At 68.8% G+C, this 15,333-nt stretch carries 14 protein-coding genes and 2 pseudogenes; 5 read left to right on the plus strand and 11 right to left on the minus strand.

Features of this window, described 5'->3' with window-relative positions; translation table 11 throughout:
• Positions 1-287 precede the first annotated feature (287 nt).
• Positions 288-1,103 carry a class I SAM-dependent methyltransferase gene (locus tag ACH4TL_RS31380; protein WP_398331934.1) on the minus strand — a complete coding sequence of 272 codons (816 nt, stop codon included), beginning with the start codon at positions 1,101-1,103 and terminating at the stop codon, positions 288-290.
• A gap of 344 nt (positions 1,104-1,447) precedes the next feature.
• Positions 1,448-2,029, minus strand: a complete 582-nt coding sequence (locus tag ACH4TL_RS31385) for a MarR family winged helix-turn-helix transcriptional regulator (protein WP_398331849.1) — start codon at positions 2,027-2,029, stop codon at positions 1,448-1,450.
• 62 nt (positions 2,030-2,091) lie between these two features.
• On the opposite strand from ACH4TL_RS31385, the gene ACH4TL_RS31390 reads away from it, so the two are divergent.
• Together ACH4TL_RS31390 and ACH4TL_RS31395 are read left to right on the plus strand one after the other, a co-directional pair.
• Positions 2,092-2,811, plus strand: coding sequence for an SDR family NAD(P)-dependent oxidoreductase (locus ACH4TL_RS31390; protein ID WP_398331852.1), 720 nt, complete (start codon positions 2,092-2,094; stop codon positions 2,809-2,811).
• A gap of 465 nt (positions 2,812-3,276) precedes the next feature.
• Positions 3,277-3,399, plus strand: a complete 123-nt coding sequence (locus ACH4TL_RS31395) for a helix-turn-helix domain-containing protein (protein ID WP_398331858.1) — start codon at positions 3,277-3,279, stop codon at positions 3,397-3,399.
• Between the two features lie 375 nt (positions 3,400-3,774).
• Here ACH4TL_RS31395 and ACH4TL_RS31400 read toward each other — a convergent pair whose 3' ends face one another.
• Positions 3,775-4,128, minus strand: a complete 354-nt coding sequence (locus tag ACH4TL_RS31400) for a recombinase family protein (protein ID WP_398331861.1) — start codon at positions 4,126-4,128, stop codon at positions 3,775-3,777.
• 24 nt (positions 4,129-4,152) lie between these two features.
• Here ACH4TL_RS31400 and argJ point away from each other — a divergent pair, with 24 nt between their 5' ends.
• Together argJ and ACH4TL_RS31410 are read left to right on the plus strand one after the other, a co-directional pair.
• Complete coding sequence (gene argJ, locus ACH4TL_RS31405) at positions 4,153-5,349, plus strand: bifunctional glutamate N-acetyltransferase/amino-acid acetyltransferase ArgJ (RefSeq protein WP_398331864.1); 1,197 nt, start codon at positions 4,153-4,155, stop codon at positions 5,347-5,349.
• 312 nt (positions 5,350-5,661) lie between these two features.
• Positions 5,662-5,981, plus strand: a pseudogene (locus ACH4TL_RS31410) (hypothetical protein); the annotation flags it as partial.
• 1,966 nt (positions 5,982-7,947) lie between these two features.
• Here the strand turns inward: ACH4TL_RS31410 and ACH4TL_RS31415 are convergent.
• The 5 genes from ACH4TL_RS31415 to ACH4TL_RS31435 all read right to left on the minus strand — a co-directional run bounded on the left by ACH4TL_RS31415 (position 7,948) and on the right by ACH4TL_RS31435 (position 11,990).
• On the minus strand, positions 7,948-9,333 hold the full coding sequence (locus tag ACH4TL_RS31415) for an aldehyde dehydrogenase family protein (protein WP_398331867.1): 1,386 nt from the start codon (positions 9,331-9,333) through the stop codon (positions 7,948-7,950).
• The gene (locus ACH4TL_RS31420; RefSeq protein ID WP_398331870.1) at positions 9,330-9,764 is read right to left on the minus strand and encodes a cupin domain-containing protein; all 435 of its coding nucleotides are present in this window, start codon (positions 9,762-9,764) and stop codon (positions 9,330-9,332) included. Before ACH4TL_RS31420 ends, ACH4TL_RS31415 begins: the two co-directional genes overlap by 4 nt.
• A gap of 39 nt (positions 9,765-9,803) precedes the next feature.
• Positions 9,804-10,106 carry a putative quinol monooxygenase gene (locus ACH4TL_RS31425; protein ID WP_398331873.1) on the minus strand — a complete coding sequence of 101 codons (303 nt, stop codon included), beginning with the start codon at positions 10,104-10,106 and terminating at the stop codon, positions 9,804-9,806.
• Positions 10,103-11,167, minus strand: a complete 1,065-nt coding sequence (locus ACH4TL_RS31430) for an Ldh family oxidoreductase (RefSeq protein WP_398331876.1) — start codon at positions 11,165-11,167, stop codon at positions 10,103-10,105. The genes ACH4TL_RS31425 and ACH4TL_RS31430 overlap by 4 nt, the downstream gene beginning before the upstream one ends.
• A gap of 109 nt (positions 11,168-11,276) precedes the next feature.
• Complete coding sequence (locus tag ACH4TL_RS31435; RefSeq protein ID WP_398331879.1) at positions 11,277-11,990, minus strand: GntR family transcriptional regulator; 714 nt, start codon at positions 11,988-11,990, stop codon at positions 11,277-11,279.
• An 865-nt stretch (positions 11,991-12,855) separates the two neighbouring features.
• Between ACH4TL_RS31435 and ACH4TL_RS31440 the strand changes: the two genes are divergently transcribed.
• Positions 12,856-13,026, plus strand: coding sequence for a hypothetical protein (locus ACH4TL_RS31440; RefSeq protein WP_398331882.1), 171 nt, complete (start codon positions 12,856-12,858; stop codon positions 13,024-13,026).
• A gap of 25 nt (positions 13,027-13,051) precedes the next feature.
• On the opposite strand, the gene ACH4TL_RS31445 is transcribed toward ACH4TL_RS31440, so the two are convergent.
• The 3 genes and pseudogenes from ACH4TL_RS31445 to ACH4TL_RS31455 all read right to left on the minus strand — a co-directional run.
• Complete coding sequence (locus ACH4TL_RS31445; RefSeq protein ID WP_398331885.1) at positions 13,052-13,414, minus strand: NIPSNAP family protein; 363 nt, start codon at positions 13,412-13,414, stop codon at positions 13,052-13,054.
• The gene (locus ACH4TL_RS31450; protein WP_398331888.1) at positions 13,411-14,571 is read right to left on the minus strand and encodes an FAD-dependent monooxygenase; all 1,161 of its coding nucleotides are present in this window, start codon (positions 14,569-14,571) and stop codon (positions 13,411-13,413) included. The genes ACH4TL_RS31445 and ACH4TL_RS31450 overlap by 4 nt, the downstream gene beginning before the upstream one ends.
• Positions 14,538-15,158 (minus strand): annotated as a pseudogene (locus ACH4TL_RS31455) (aldehyde dehydrogenase family protein); the annotation flags it as partial. The gene ACH4TL_RS31450 and the pseudogene ACH4TL_RS31455, both read right to left, overlap by 34 nt.
• Positions 15,159-15,333 lie beyond the last annotated feature (175 nt).

Raw genomic sequence — 15,333 nt, forward strand, 5'->3', positions numbered from 1 at the left:
ATCAACGCCAACCCCCGACTGCCATGGTCATTCCTCGCCCATACCGGCCTGACCATCCACCCACCACACCCACCGAACTTACGAAAAGATCAGTAGTACTTGTGCCGTTCAGAAATGCGTCGCCGCAGGTCGTAGGCGGCCTGGCGGGATCTGCGGGCGTGCGCCCCGATTGCGCTACTTGATCCGCGACCGGGACGGCACATACCCCACGCGGGGTACTGCGGTGGCGGGGTCCGGAAGCGAGGCGATCAGCCTCAACAGGGTGTTCCGGCTGACCGGGAGGCGCTCTACCGGCGGACCGCCGAGATCAGTCCGCCGGGCCGCTCCACGCGCTGCGGCGGGGTGTTGATCGGGCGGCCGTAGGCGGCAGCGCGCTCGCGCAGGGTGTGGCTGTCGGCCTCCCAGCCGTGCCCGGCCAGCCAGCCCACCGGGTCGTCGGGCATCTCCGAGACCCACATGGAAGCCGCCGATCCCGGCACGGCGTCCGCGCCGAAGCGCTCGATCACGCCGCGCGAGCCCAGCGTCAGCCCCATCCGACTGCCCGCCGCCGACTGCGCGCCGATCCGGGCCAGCAGCAGCTCCACCGCGTCCTCGGGCAGATAGATCAGCAGTCCTTCGGCGATCCACGCGGTCGGCACCGCCGGGTCGTGCCCTGCCGCGGCCAGCGCGCCCGGCCAGTCCTCACGCAGATCCACCGCGACAGTGATCCGCTCGCAGCGCGCGACGGCCCGCTCCCGGCGCAGCACCGAAGCCTTGAAGTCCAGTGGCGCGGCGGTGTCGACCTCGAACAGCCGGGTGCCCTCGGGCCAGTCCATCCGGAAGGCCCGGCTGTCCATGCCGGCGCCGAGCAGCACGACCTGCCGGACCCCGGACGCGGAGGCCTGCCGCAACAGGCCGTCGAGGAACTTCGTCCTGATGACGATGGAGAACGACACGGCCAGCCGACGGCGTCGCGCGGCCTCGTCATCGGGCAGCGGCGGCGAGGAGGGCCACAGGCCGCCGGCGGCGGCGAAGGCCTGTGCCAGCGGGTCGCGGAACAGCGCGTTCTCCCGCTCGGTCTCCAGCGCCCGCACCCTGGCCACCCCCACCGCCGTGGCCCACACTCCCGACGGCCGCACCCACTCCTGCTCATCAGTCACCGCGCCACCCTAGAAGGTCGATTCCAAGGGGCCTGATGAGGGGAGCCACTTCATGCGCGGCCCGCCAGCACTGACCGTCTACGACCACTAGAACCACCATGAGGCGAAGATCAACAGTCACCCTGTGTACGCGACCACACGAAGTGGACCAGAGCCGCATGTCGTGAACAGAGCCAGCCGGGCGCTCGCCGACAGCGCTGGCTACGTCTGGCAGACCACGGCGCGGGCGGGCACCGCTTGTGCGAGGTGCGGCAGGGCAGGCAGACGTACGAGGTCTTCGCTGGTGGCAGGGCCCTGCGGTAGGCCTGTCACTCCTCGCCGACATGGGAAATACGGTCGTCGCCGAGTCGGCGCTGGACATCCTGGAGCAGCACCCGGAGCAGTTCGGTGAGCTGGTCCTGCTGTTCGCCCGTCAGGCCGTCGATCAGTTCGGCCTCCCGGCTCAGAACGTGGTCCACGGTGGTTTCGACCAGGTCGTGACCAGCCTGGGTCAGGGAGACCAGGACCGTGCGCGGCCGCCCTTCCCCGGGTCGGCGGGTGACGAGCCCGTCGCGTTCGGCGCGGGCGACGCGCTGCGAGACGGCGCCTGCGGTGACCAGCGACCGACGGCCGAGTTCGCGTGTGCTCAGCGTGTACGGCTCGCCGCTCCGCCGCAGAACACTCAGCAGGTCGAGCGTCGCGGCATCCACCCCGGCCCGCGCGAGGACCCGCCGTCGGTCGTCGCCGAGCAGTTTGGCCAGTCGCCAGATGGGCGTGACGATCCCGATCGACGCGACGGGCGTGCCGGGCCGCTCGCGCTCCCAGGAGGCTGCGATGTCCTGCACGGGGTACGTGGACGCGCCGTCCGTCGGGTAGTGCGTGCTCTCCGGATTGCGGGGTTCTCTTGTCATGCCGACCCTCCTCAGTGTTACGTTTAGATCTGAATTTAGACCTGAATCTAGGGGCTCATCGTATGTCACGCACCATCCTGGTCACCGGCGGCGGCACGGGCATCGGCCGCGCCATCGCCCGCCACTTCGCCGACCAGAACGAGACCGTCATCGTCACCGGCCGGCGCTCCGGCCCCCTTGACGCCCTCGCGGCCGAAACCGGCGTCCGCCCCCTGGTCTGCGACCATACCGACCCCGAGGCCCTCCTTCGGCTCGTGGCCGAACTCCCCGAGCGCGTCGACGTACTGGTCAACAACGCGGGCGGCAACATCGTCTTCGACGCGGACGGCAAGTCCGATCTCGCCTCCTACGCCCGTGACTTCCGCGCCAACCTCAACGCGAACCTCGTCAGCGCCGCCCTCACCACCAAGGCTCTCGACGACCGACTCGCCCCTGGCGGCGCGGTGATACACCTCGGCTCCATCGCGGCCGACCAGGGGGCCGACTCCTACGGCGCCTCCAAGGCGGGCCTCGCAACCTGGAACCTGAGCCTCGCCGATGAGCTCGGCCCCCGCGACATCACCGCCAACGTCGTCTCGCCCGGCTACATCACCGACACCGAGTTCTTCCGCGACCAGCTCTCCGACGAACGCCGCACCACCCTCATCGCCAACACCGCCACCGGCCGCCCCGGCACCCCGGCCGACATCGCCGGCGCGGTCGCCTTCCTCGCTTCCCCGGCCGCCCGCCACATCACGGGCCAAGTCCTCAACATCAACGGCGGCGCCCACAAGAGCCGATAGCCGCACTGCCAGCGGTGGCTTTGGGACACCTCAATGCGGGAATTCGGTGTCCCGAGGTCACCAACAACACCAGCGACAAGGCGACCTCGCGTAAGTCCTCCGGGGGCACCGTGGGCGCCTGCTCGTACGCCTCCGGCCGAGCCGACTACAAGATGTGCTGAGCTGCGAGGCTGCGTACGACGGTTGCCGCTTGATTATCAGAGGGCGCGAAACTCACCGAGCTTCGCGCCCTCGGGCGCGTGCGCAGTGCCTGGCCCCTGCGGCTGTGGCGCCGGCCCTGTCCGCGCTGTTCCCGACTGCCGTCTCGTGACGTTCGCCGCGCACCCGCGCAGCCTCTGAGCGCACTGCGGGACCAGGAAACGTTCGCCGAACGATGGATACGCACGGCCCGCACCGAATGCACCGACTGTCTCCTCATCGCCGGCGAACGGCATCTGCGCGGGGGCCTCACCGCGTACGCCGAGCATGCTGGAGGACCTGGACGTCATCTGCGTCGTCCTCGGCTGCGAGATCGGTGACCTGCTGATCCCCGAGCCGGACAAGGTCCGCCGCCCCGGCGGCCTATGTCCTGCCGGCGGGAAGGTGTAAACCGCCGACCAGTTGCCCGACCTGCTTCGGTTGGGGCGTGCTGCCCGGCCGGACCTGCGGCGCATGCCGGAGTTTCCGCCGCAATGAGGAACCCGCCGAGTGCAGTGGCTGCCAGGCGAACGGTGCGGCTGAAGAAGGGCTCCTGTCGGCTGTGCTGGCATCAGGCGAGCCAGGACGCCAAGGGCGAAGTTACGGTGCTGGAGCCCTGCTTGAAGGAAGTACTGCACCATCAACTGTTCCTGACTGATCTCCACCGTCCACGTCAGCCAGGTCCTCCCCAAGACAAGCAGGGACGGCGCCGGGGACGCCTACGGCAGCCCGACCCCGCCCCGGCCTCCTCGCCGTGTCCGCGTGCGTGACGTACCTGTTCGTTGGTCAAGGCCGGCGGTCGGCCGAGGCGGGCACCTCGGGCGCGGGTGGCGCCCAGGCCCTCGTTTGTGCCCTGGACGATGAGTTCGCGGACATGTCGCGCTTGCGCAGGCCGGACACGATCGCGATGAGGTCCTGGAGGGAGCGGCCGAGTCGGTCCGGCGACGGGACGACGAGGGTGTCGTCCTCGCGCAGGTAGTCGAGGGCCTTACGCAGTTCCTCGCGTTCGGCGTTCTTGCCGGACTTCTTGTCGGCGAAGATCCGGATACATCCGGCTTCGGTGAGTGCGTGGGTTTCCTGACTGCGTGGCGAGGTGGAGTGGGTTCGGGATGGGCGCTCGAAAGTGGATGGACAGTCCATCGTCAAGGCGTAAATATATGCTGCATGACGCATGATCATGCATTGACTCAAGATGCTGGCCCCGTGGCGTGGCCGATAGGCTTCCGGGCCTACACAGGGCACGGCGGACTGCGCGAGCACGGCGACGACATCTCCATCATCGCGTCGGACCGGCCGGCCACCAGCGCCGCGATGTTCACCCAGAGCCTCTTCGCGGGTCCGGCCGTAGTCCTCAGTCGTGCACATGCCCCGGGTCAGAACCTGCGTGCCGTGACGACGCTGGCGCAGAACGCGAACGTCGCCACCGGGCGCCGGGGTGAGGAGAACGCTGCCGAGGTCGTCCGCCGAGTCGCCGGGATTCTGGGCATCCCGGAGGACGAGGTGCTCATCGGCTCCACCGGCGTCATCGGACGCCCACTGCCGATGGGCACCATTCGTGCACACTTCGACGAGACCGCCAAGCGCGGCCTCGCGGCGTTCGTGGCCGGACCGCTGGATGTGGCACGCGCGATGATGACCACCGACACCCGCCCGAAGACCGCTGTACGGACCGTCGGGCAGGCCCGCATCGTGGGCATCGCCAAGGGTGTCGGCATGCTCGAACCCAATATGGCCACGATGCTGGCCTATGTGTTCACCGACGCGGACCTGTCCCCGGCCGACTTGGACGGCGCATTGCGCGCAGCGGTGAATCGCACGTTCAACTGTCTGAGCGTCGACACCGACACCTCCACCTCCGACACGGTGGCGGTCATGGCCAACGGCGCCGCAGGACCAGCCGATCCGGCGCAGTTCTCCAAAGCCCTCGCCGACCTCTGCCTGGACCTCACCCAGCAGCTGGCCAGTGACGGCGAAGGCGCCACCAAGCTCCTGCGCGTCACGGTTGCCCAGGCCAGCGACTACGGACAGGGCAAACGCATCGCCAAGAGCGTAGTGAACTCCCCGCTGGTCAAGACCGCCGTCCACGGCGCCGACCCCAACTGGGGTCGAGTACTGATGGCCATCGGCAAGAACACCGACGACACCGACATCGCGCCGGGCAACGTCACCGTGAGATTCGGCGACATCGAGGTGTACCCCCAAGAGCCCGAGGCCGACACCCTCGACAAACTCGTCGGCATCATGCGCCGGGACGAGGTCGACATCGTCGTTACGCTCGGCATCGGAAAGGCCGAAGCCACGGTCTACGGCTGCGACCTGTCCGCCGGCTACATCCGCATCAACGCGGACTACACGACATGACCGGGCTCGACCGCAGCAACGGATCCCATACCGTTCTCGTGATTCCCCAGTGCCAAGGGTCGGCTGCACGCAATCCTCAACGGCTGGCTAAGGGCGCATACCAGCTGAGCGCGCTGCTCCCCGCAGCTCGACGCACTGTCGTCGAAATCGACCCCCGCCCCGGACAAGACCTGGACGGCGTACGCCACCTCGATGTGTTGACCCGCTCGCTGGAGGCAACCAGGGCCGCGCTAGGCCGGAGTGGCGATGACGCACTGCTTTCTGTTGGCGGCGACTGCGGCATCGAGCTCGCGCCTGTCGCCCGCGCCGTCGCACCAGGACGTCACCGACGCGCTGCTGGCCGGCCGCCGCGAGCCACTGTGGGAACCCGGTGGCAAGAGGGAGTGCAAGGTTCAGGTGTTCCCCGACCAGCTCACCACCTCGGCATGGAGCAGGCGACCAGCGGCCGCGCGGCCGCGCTGCTGTTCCCCCGCATCGACCCCTCCGCCGTCCCTGCTCTGGCCGACGGGGCCCGGACGATCGCCGACGACGACTTCATGACCGGTGCGACCGAAGACCGCTACCCGGACCACTTCGACCTCGCCCGCGGGATCAAGGGCGGCGGCAATGACCTGGCCTGCGCCTCCGCGGCGTCGGAGCCTCGGCGCCTGCACTCCATCCGCAGCTGCCGGGGCTCCTTCGCGTATACGCACGCCTGCGCGTGGACCTGCGCAAGAACCACCCGTCGATAAGGCTGATAACGGTCACGTCGAGGAGAGCTGGACGATAAGCGTCACGCCCAGCGGCCCGCGTCGGGTGACGGGTGCGGCGGGTTCACCGCGCAGCAGGTTCGGGCGGGCATCGGCAATCGCGAAGGCCCGCTTGAAGCGATGTTGTAGAGCCGCGCCCGCTCGTCACGTTGGAGCAGCCGGGAGGAGCCGGCCGGGCCGACGCGGCGTTGTACCACCTGGACGCGGGTCAGGGTCCGCCGATCTTCGCCTTCGCGATCGGGGCTGTGGGCCGCTGGCGCCTTCCCGGCCACAGCCCGGGCGGCTGCCGGTTCCGGACGGCGGGCGGTCACCACGTAGCAGCTGCACCAGGACGTGACAGTCAGGGCATGCGCCCGCAAGCGTTGTGCTTGGTCCCGGTCAGGTCGGCGGGGACCAAGCACCGCTTCGCCAGTCCCGCGGAAGGCTGTTTGACGAAGCTGACCTTCACTGGACAGCTCAGGTAGAAGGCGAACTGCCGGTGATTGGTCCGGGGTAAGCACCGACTCGGCATTGCCAGGTGCCTGATTCATCAGGGTCTTCCCAGATGACTTCGTTCTGTGTCAACCGAGGCCTGGCTGGGCGGTGACTACCGGGAACCACTGGAAGGCCCACGGAGCAGAGCTGGACGTACGCCTCCGGGATTCTGTCGGCGAGCTGGTAGAGGATGCTCGCATCCGTTCCACGGACGTCTACGGCGAACCCGAGACCCATCCCCGAGCTGTCGGATACCAGTACGTCCACGTACCCTTCTTCCATGCTCGACTCGGAGTATGTAGTAGTTGGTTCCTCTGTAAGGCCTACCCAATGAAGGTCGTGCAGCACCTTCTCGGCGAGTCCTTCGATGCGGGACATCTCGCCTCCCTTTCGTGTTGGCACCACACCATCTTCACGTGGGCGGGACACTGTCACCCCATGGGGCGAGCACACGACTGCCGAATGGTCAGATCAGCGTGATCGTGAAGCCGTCCTACGGTTGAGCTTGTGGCTCCACATGAACCGTATGCTTGAGGACCCGTACTTCACCTGGGCGGTGAAATGGCCATGCTGGCTGTTCGCCCTGCAATCTGGGTCCTGCGGAGTGAAGAAATGAGTTGCCGCGCTTGCCGACTTCGTTGCGGGCCCGGTCTTGCCCTTCGAGGATACCCAGCTCTTGGAATGCTCGGTGATGGTCACTTGGTAAGCCCTGAGCGAGGATTTTTGGACGACTCGGAAGCGGACGCAGTGCCGGTCAGCGGCAGTAGCGTGAGCGTAGCGAGAGCGATGCTGGAAATGACTCGGACGCGCTTCACGGTTCCCCCTTGTCGTGTTGCGGCCAAAGTGATCGTACGTATCAGCGCAGCGAACTGCATCTGAATTTTCGACTGTTTAATTTTGCGGCGATGTCTCGTTCCTTGATTCACCCAACCGCAGGCGCGGCGTGGAGGGGATCGTCCCGGGTGCTCACATCCCCTAGGTAGCCGGGCTCACCCAACGTCGCGGAGGCCGTGGCCTTTTGACTAGCAGCGACGATCATTCGAGCCCGACACGCCGCGTGGCGACGTGCGACCAGGGTGCGGTGCCAGCGCAATACCGTGCCGGGACGCACCACCAAGCGCAGTCTGCGCAGCACATCCCGTAGCAGCCGGTGCAGCAGCGCCGCCAGGAACGCCCGGTCGCTCGGGGCGAACCGCACCCTCTTCTCGCCAAGTTGCCGCTCCGGCGCCATGAGCTGGTGGCGCAGGGCGAGTCCGCGACGATCGACAGCCGCGTGAGGGCAGGGGTTCGAGCGACCTCCGATGAGGTTGTCTGCGCCCCCACATCGGCTCTCAACAGGTCGGATGGGTTTTTCGGCAAGTGCAGCGTCAAGCGGTCAGGCAGTCACCCAATAGGTGCGGGTGTTGGTGAATTCGCGGATACCGGCGGCTGCCAGTTCGCGGCCGTAGCCGCTGCGCTTGGTGCCGCCGAAGGGCACGCGGGGATCGGAGGCGACGATCGCGTTGACGAAGGCCGCCCCGCTGGTGACGCGGCGGGCGAGGGCGACGCCACGGGCGGGGTCGGCCGTCCATACGCTCAGGCCGAGTCCGTACGCCGTGGCGTTCGCGAGCCGGACGGCGTCCTCGTCGTCCCGGGCGACGGCGATGGCGGCGAGCGGCCCGAAGGTTTCCTCGTCGAAGGCCGCCATCCCCGGACCGGTGCCGGCCAGGACGGTCGGCTGGTAGAAGTAGCCGTCGCCGGGCAGGGCTTTGCCCCCGGTGAGCAGACGGGCCCCGGCCGCGAGGGATTCCTCGACCTGCCGCTGGATCGCCGCCCGCAGGTCGTCACGGGCGAGCGGGCCGACCTGGGTGTCACGGTCGCGCGGGTCACCGACGCGCAGCGCTTCGACACCGGCCACGAACGCGGCGGTGAAGGCGTCCACCACGGTGGCGCTGACGATGAAGCGCTTGGCGCACACGCAGCTCTGCCCGGAGTTGGCGAAGCGGGCTCGCACCGCGGCCGCCGCGGCGGCCGCGGTGTCGGCGTCGTCGAGGACCACGAAGGCGTCCGAACCACCCAGCTCCAGAACGGACTTCTTCGCCGCGCGCCCGGCCGCGGACCCGACGGCCGCGCCCGCCCGGTTGCTTCCGGTCAGGGTGACGGCGGCGACGCGGTCGTCTTCGATGAGCCCGGCGGTGACCTCGGGAACGGCGCCGTCGCCGATCACGAGCGTGGTCACCAGGTGCTCGGGGAAACCGGCTTCGACGAAGAGGTCCTGGAGGGCCAGCGCGCTGCCGGTGACGTTGGACGCGTGCTTGAGCAGGATGCCGTTGCCCGCCACCAGCGAGGGGATGGCGAAGCGCATGACCTGCCAGACGGGGAAGTTCCACGGCATGACCGCCAGCACCAGCCCGGCCGGTTCGTACGCCACCCAGGCATTCGCTCCGTCGACCTCGACACGCTCGTCGGCGAGGATGCCGGGCCCCTGCCGGGCGTAGTACTCGGCCGTCACGGCCGACTTCTGGACCTCTCCCTCCGCCTCTCCCGTCGGCTTGCCCATCTCCGTGACGGCCAGGGAGGCCAGGCGGTCCTTGCGCGCACGCAAGATGCGGGCGAGGCGGCCTGCGCGGGCCGCCCGCTCGGCGACCGGGACGAGGGCCCAGGCGCGGTATGCGGCATGCGCCCGGGCCACGGCGGCCTCGATGCGCTCCGCGTCCCAGCCTTCGTACGTGGCTATCGCCTCTCCCGTTGCCGGGTTGACGGTCGTGATGGTGCCGCTCATGCGGTGGGTGCCCCTCCCTTGTCGTGCTCGGAAAGGTGCGCGAAGGTCTCGCCGGTGGCGGTGATGGTGCGGGTGACGTCCCGGCCGCCGTAGACCCAGTAGATCCGCATGACGCCCGCGCCCCGGTTGAAGAACCGGTGCGGGACGCCGGCTGGGACCCAGGTCGCCTGGCCGGCCTCCAGGTCGAAGAACTCGCCGTCGATCTCCGCGGTCGCCTCGCCTTCGAGGATCAGGACCGACTCCTCGACGTTGTGGCTGTGCAGAGGCAGCCCCGTACCGGGCTGGAAGACGGTCTGGCCGGTGGTGATGACGGCCGTTTCGGAGTTCCACTTGCCGACGTAGGGGAGGGTGGCGACGCCTCCGCCGCGGTCGAAGCGTTCGACCTCGTCGGGGTGGATGAGCAGGTTGGGTGCCGCGGGCTTGGTGGACATGGCTACGGGCTTCCGTTCTCGGGGAGGGCGGGAGTGCGGTCAGGAGTGGTGGAAGAGGCGGCGGGAGAGCGTGTTGACCTGGCTGCCGGGGACGACGTATTTCCCGGCGGCCTCACGCCAGACCTTGAAGTGCGGGGCCGCGCGATGGGCCTCGACGGCGGCCTCGTCGTCGTAGATCTCGTGGAACACGAAGTGGTGGTCGTCCGCCAGATCGCACACGACGTCGAAATAGCGGCAGCCGGGCTCATCGGTGAAGGAACGCTCGGCGTTCTCCTCGATGGCCGCGAGGAAGTCGTCCCGGCAGCCGGGGACGACCTGGAGCGAAACGGTCAGCGCGATCATGGAAGCTCCTCGACGAGGGGGGTGGGCAGGGGGACACCGGTGGCGTCGGCGATGCTCGCCAGGGCAGCCCAGGTGTCGTCGGCGACCGTGATGCCCTCGGCCCGGAGGCGTTCGGCGGTACGGACCTCCGGCTCGCCCGGGACGAAGATCTCGGCGGTGCCCGGGGCGGTGGGGGTGGCCTTGGTCTCCTCGATCAGGGACTCCATCCGCCGCTCGAACTCGGCCGGATCGGCCATCGACCGGATGTCGACGCAGATGAGGAGATGGCCGACGCCGCTGCGGCCGGTCGGCTGGTAGGGGCCGACGACCGAGGTGCCGAAGGCACTGCCGGTCAGGACACCCGCCAGCACGTCGAACATGAAGGAGATGGCATAGCCCTTGTGGCCCGCCATCGGCAGGATCAGGCCCTCGATGGCCTGGCGCGGATCGGTGGTCGGCACGCCGTCCGCGTCGGCCGCCCAACCCTCGGGTATCGGCTCCCCGCGCTCCTTGGAGTGGTAGATCTTCCCGCGCGCCACGGCGGTGTTGGCGATGTCCATCACGACCGTGCCGTAGCGGCCACCCGGCGCGGCGACCGACCAGGGGTTGGTGCCGACCCGCTTCTCCCGTCCGCCCCACGGCGCCATCGCCGGGCTGGCGTTGGTGGCCAGCAGCGCCACACAGCCCTGCTCGGCGGCCTTGCGGGTGAAGTACGCGGCCGTCCCGAAGTGGCCCGAGCCGCGCACCGCGACCGCACTGATCCCGTGCCGCCCGGCGCGCTCCACACCCCAGGCCACGGCGCGGTCGGTGAGCACCTGGCCGAGACCGTCGCGGCCGTCCACGACGAGAACGGCGCCGTTGTCGCTCACGACATCGGGGGTGGCGACCGCCGCCGTCGCGCCACTCGCGATACGGCCGAGGTACCACGACAGGCGCAGCATCCCGTGGGACGGATGCCCCCACAGTTCCGCCGTCACCAGAGTGTCCGCGAGCAGATGAGCGTCCGCGGGCGGAACGCCGTGGGCTTCGGAGGCGGCGGCGGCGAACCCCAGCAGGTCGGCGGCTCCGACGGTGTACGGCATGAGACGGTCCTCGCGTCAGCTGATGTATTCAGCTATGTATACAGCACCCGCTCCGCGGAAACCACAGGCAGGGTGAGTGCGGATGGTTCCCGCGGCGTCCGGACGGACGTCAGACCTGGACGTCGGACCCGAAGGCCAGATCCTCGCTCGTCAGGCTGTCGATGAGCGCCTGGAGGGTCTGCGCCAGGTGGTGCAGGCAGGCCGCCTTCGCCGCTCGGGCGTCTCCCTGCGTCATCGCTTTCAGCATCGCGCGGTGCTCCTCCAGCGACGTCAGCATGCGCCGCGGACCGCTGTGCGAGATGTTCCGCAGACGTACGGTCTGGCTGCGCAGATCACGGATGGTGCGGGCGAGATACGGATTGCGGCACGCCGCGATGACCGCCTGATCAAAGCCTTCGGTCAGGTCGTAGAACTCCTGGTACGACCGGGCCTGCGCGGCGGTGTCCAGCGTGCGGAACGAGGCGTCGAACTCCTCCAGCCGCTCCAGCAGCTCACGGAACGGACCCAGCACGCGTTCATCCGACGCCCCCGCCGTCGCGACCGCCGTGACGGCCCGGGGCTCCAGCAGCATCCGGAACTCGAACAGCGCGCGCACGCCGCCCAGTGAGATGGCGGCCACCCGGGCCACCTCACCCGGCACGAAATCGACCAGCCCCTCCTGAGCCAGCCGCCGGATGGCCTCCCGCACCGGCGTACGCGAGGCACCCAGTTCCTCACCCAGCTGAATCTCACTCAGCTTGGCCCCCGGCCGCAGCCGCAGGGACTCGATGTCACCCTTGAGCTGCTCATAGACCGCTTCGCTCTTACCAGTCGCCCGGGCCATGAAACTCCTTGCCGATCCGCCGCACACGCCTCTGTATACAGGTTAGCGGGCTGCCCACCCCGGGATTGGTGGGGCGCGCGGTGACGCACGGGGGCCCAGGTGACTGGTTCACGAACCGCTGAAGGTTCTGCTCAATGCCGTGCGGCAGTCGAGCGGCCATGGCCTGGATCGACTTGCGGCGGCCGTTCAGCGGCGATCACCTTCGAGCGGGACACGCTCCGGTGTCGGGATCGACTCATGCGAGAGGGAGCGATCCAGTCCGTCGTGGAGGAGGTCGTACGATGACGACGCTCAATCGGAGGTGCTTCTTCGGGGTTGCTTCGACGACCGGAGTCGCCGCCACGATGTCGCAGGGTGTCGCTCTGGCAAGCGGCCGCGATGCGCGAAAACCGCGCCTCGTCGGAGTCCAGGCCGACAACGGCGCGAGCGTGATCGCACAGAACTTCCGCCTCGTCCGTAAGCGCGACGTGCTGGTCGTCATGCCGGACGGCGGAGAGCTCGGTTTCTACACGGACTGGTGGGCCCGTGGTGCGGGCAAGAAGCCGGGCTGGGAAACGTTCCACCTGGTGGAGCGGCGGCGTCCTTCAGCGGTACGCTCCATCCGACCGTCGAGCCGGTTTCCTCCGATCCGTACCCGACGTGGCTCCTACAGACACATATCACCCCGAACGGGTGCGACGCGCTCAGCCTCTTCGGTGATCCAACGGCGCAGCGCGCCGTGGGGGCAGCGCACAATCCGGCAGATCTCGTTGAGCACCTACGTGGCACGAAGCTGTACGTGTCCTGCGGCAATGGAAGGATCGGTCCACTGGATCCACCTGGAACCGATCCTTCTGACGTCTCGGTCCGGTTCGAGGCTTCCCAATTGCTCCAGAATCAGGAGTTCGTCAAGCGGGTGACCCGCCTTGAGCTCGACGTGGTCTTCGAGACCTACGCCGGTACGCACACGTGGCCCTACTGGGCGCGCGAGGTCGAGAAGGCGTTCCCGTTCCTGAGGCGGGCGATCGAGGCGGGGACCGCGCAACGTTCGGCGTAACTCCCGGAATGGGGCCGAGCCGTACTCACTGCGGTCCACCGCACCCTTGCTGACCTGCGTCTCCGGGGCCCCGCGCCTCAGCCGTCCATGGCAGGGCCGGCGTGAGGATCCGGCTTCTCTGGCGAATCAGCAAGTCTTTGACCTTGCGGCGGAAGACGGCGAAGTCGGGGTCGGCGGCGAGTTCGGCGCGCCTGTTGGCGCGGTCTTCGAAGCTGTCGTAGCGCCAGAGGTAGGTCAGTGTGTTCAGCTCGCCCACTTCAGCGGTGTAGAAACCGAGCAGGTCGCCGAGGATGCGGGTCTGTGGTTCCCTGCCGAATTCGTCCCACAGGCGGGCGTACTGGGCTGCCGCGCCTGGCTTGAGCAGGTACTCGCGCTCTTCGACGATCATGAAGCCCCCCGGGCGGTGGGCAAGGAGCTGAGACGAGAGGCAGGCTGGTCCACGCTGTCCTCCGGGGTCCCGGACGGGGCGAGCAGCCTCTCGAACTCCCCGCTCACGGTGCTGAGTTCGAGAGGGTCGGCCACTGCCGCCAGATAGCGGTCCGGGCGGACCACAGCCACCGTTCCGGGCTGGTCCGCGAACCAGTCGCGCGGGGAGCCGTCGATGTCCTCCACCACGACCGAGTCCGTACCGGAGCGGAGGCGCTCGCCGCGGGAGCGGCCGGAGCGGGATTCCACGACGGTGACGTAGCGGGTGCCGATGCGGTCCCAGAAGGCGCGGGATGAGGCATCAAGATGGATCAGCGGGTCGGTGCCGTAGCCGAGGAGGGTGAACCAGGGGCCGAGCGCGTCGTCGAGGAGGACGGCGCGGCCGTCGGCGGTCTCGACCTCGGGCTGGATGAGCATCCGGCCCACCGTCGTGTTCTTCGCGGTGGGCCGGCCGCGGTGCAGGACGACGCCCCGTCTGTAGAGGGGCATCGGCTTGAAGCGCATCTGTAGGAGCCAGTCGCGCACCGACGGGGCCAGATTGAGGCTCCGGAAGAGGGTGTCGCGTGGACGGGCCATCCACGGTCTGGTCGAGGACAGGATCCGGCCGAGGGTGTTCGAGAGGTCCACCATCGCCTTGGCGTGGGTGCGTCGTTCGGTGTCGTAGGTGGACAGGATGCGGGGGTGGGCGCGACCGGTGACCGCCGCGGCGAGTTTCCAGGCCACGTTGGTTGCGTCGCGGATGCCGGTGTTCATGCCCTGCCCTGCCCATGGCGGCATCAGGTGGGCGGCGTCTCCGACGAGGCAGACTCGGCCCTCCACGAAGCGGCTCGCCACGCGTGAGTGGTGGGTGTAGACCCTGGCCCGGATGATGTTGAGGGCGGTTGGGTCCGGTACGTGTCCGGTCAGCAGTTCGCGCACCTTCTCGGGCCGGAGCATCGCCTCGGCGTCCTCGCCGGGGAAGAGCATGAACTCCCAGCGGCGGTAGTTGTAGGGGAGGTCCAGGCAGACGTAGGAACGCGTCGAGGGCAGCCTCCGGAGAGGGCTTGAGGACCACTGTGCAGCCGACCGCCATCGGCAGGCGCCATCTTGAACATCGACAGCACCTGTGGATAGTTCCACGGCACGATCGCCGCGACGACTCCGACCGGAACCCTGCGGACCTCGATCGAGCCCCCGAGCAGCCCGGCACGGACCTCGGAAAAGGCCGTGGTACGGGCCAGCCCGGCGTAGTAACGCAGCACGGCGGTCGGATACCCGACCTCCAGTTGCCGGGCCGAGCTGATCGGCATGCCGTTCTGGCTGCTGACCAGCCGCGCGATGCGTTCCGCCCGCGCCTCGAGCTCCGTGGCGAAGCGTTCCATCACATCGGCGCGGTCCTCCGGTGCCCAATGGGCCCACCCACCGGGCTCGTCGAACGCCCGCCGCGCCGCGTCGACCGCGACGTCGACATCCGCCTCCCGGGCTTCGGGCACGCTGCCGAGCGGTGCCTCGGTGCTCGGGTTGACGAGAGTGATGACGTGGCTGGTGGAGGGCGTCACCCACTCTCCACCGACGTACAGCTGTGCGTAGCGATGGTCCATCAGTACTCTCCTGGCGATCTGGCGCCCGCTCCGGCATCGATTGGGGACGGGACTTCCTGCGACCCTCTCCCGGCCCGTTGCCTGCGGGGTGCCGGTGCGTGCACGGGGAGCCGCCAGGAAATGCATGGGACAAGGGCTGCCGGGGCATTGAGCGCGGACGCGGCCCCGCTGGTCGGCTGCGAGATGCTCTCGACTGCGGGAAACCGCACACCACCCGCCGGTCAGGCCGGGCCCCCGGGCCGCCCGTGACCTCCTCGCCGATGGCCACCGCCTCGTTCTTGCTGGGCTGCGGCCCGCGCGG

The sequence above is a fragment of the Streptomyces sp. NPDC021115 genome (assembly GCF_044333065.1).
Classification (GTDB): Bacteria; Actinomycetota; Actinomycetes; order Streptomycetales; family Streptomycetaceae; genus Streptomyces.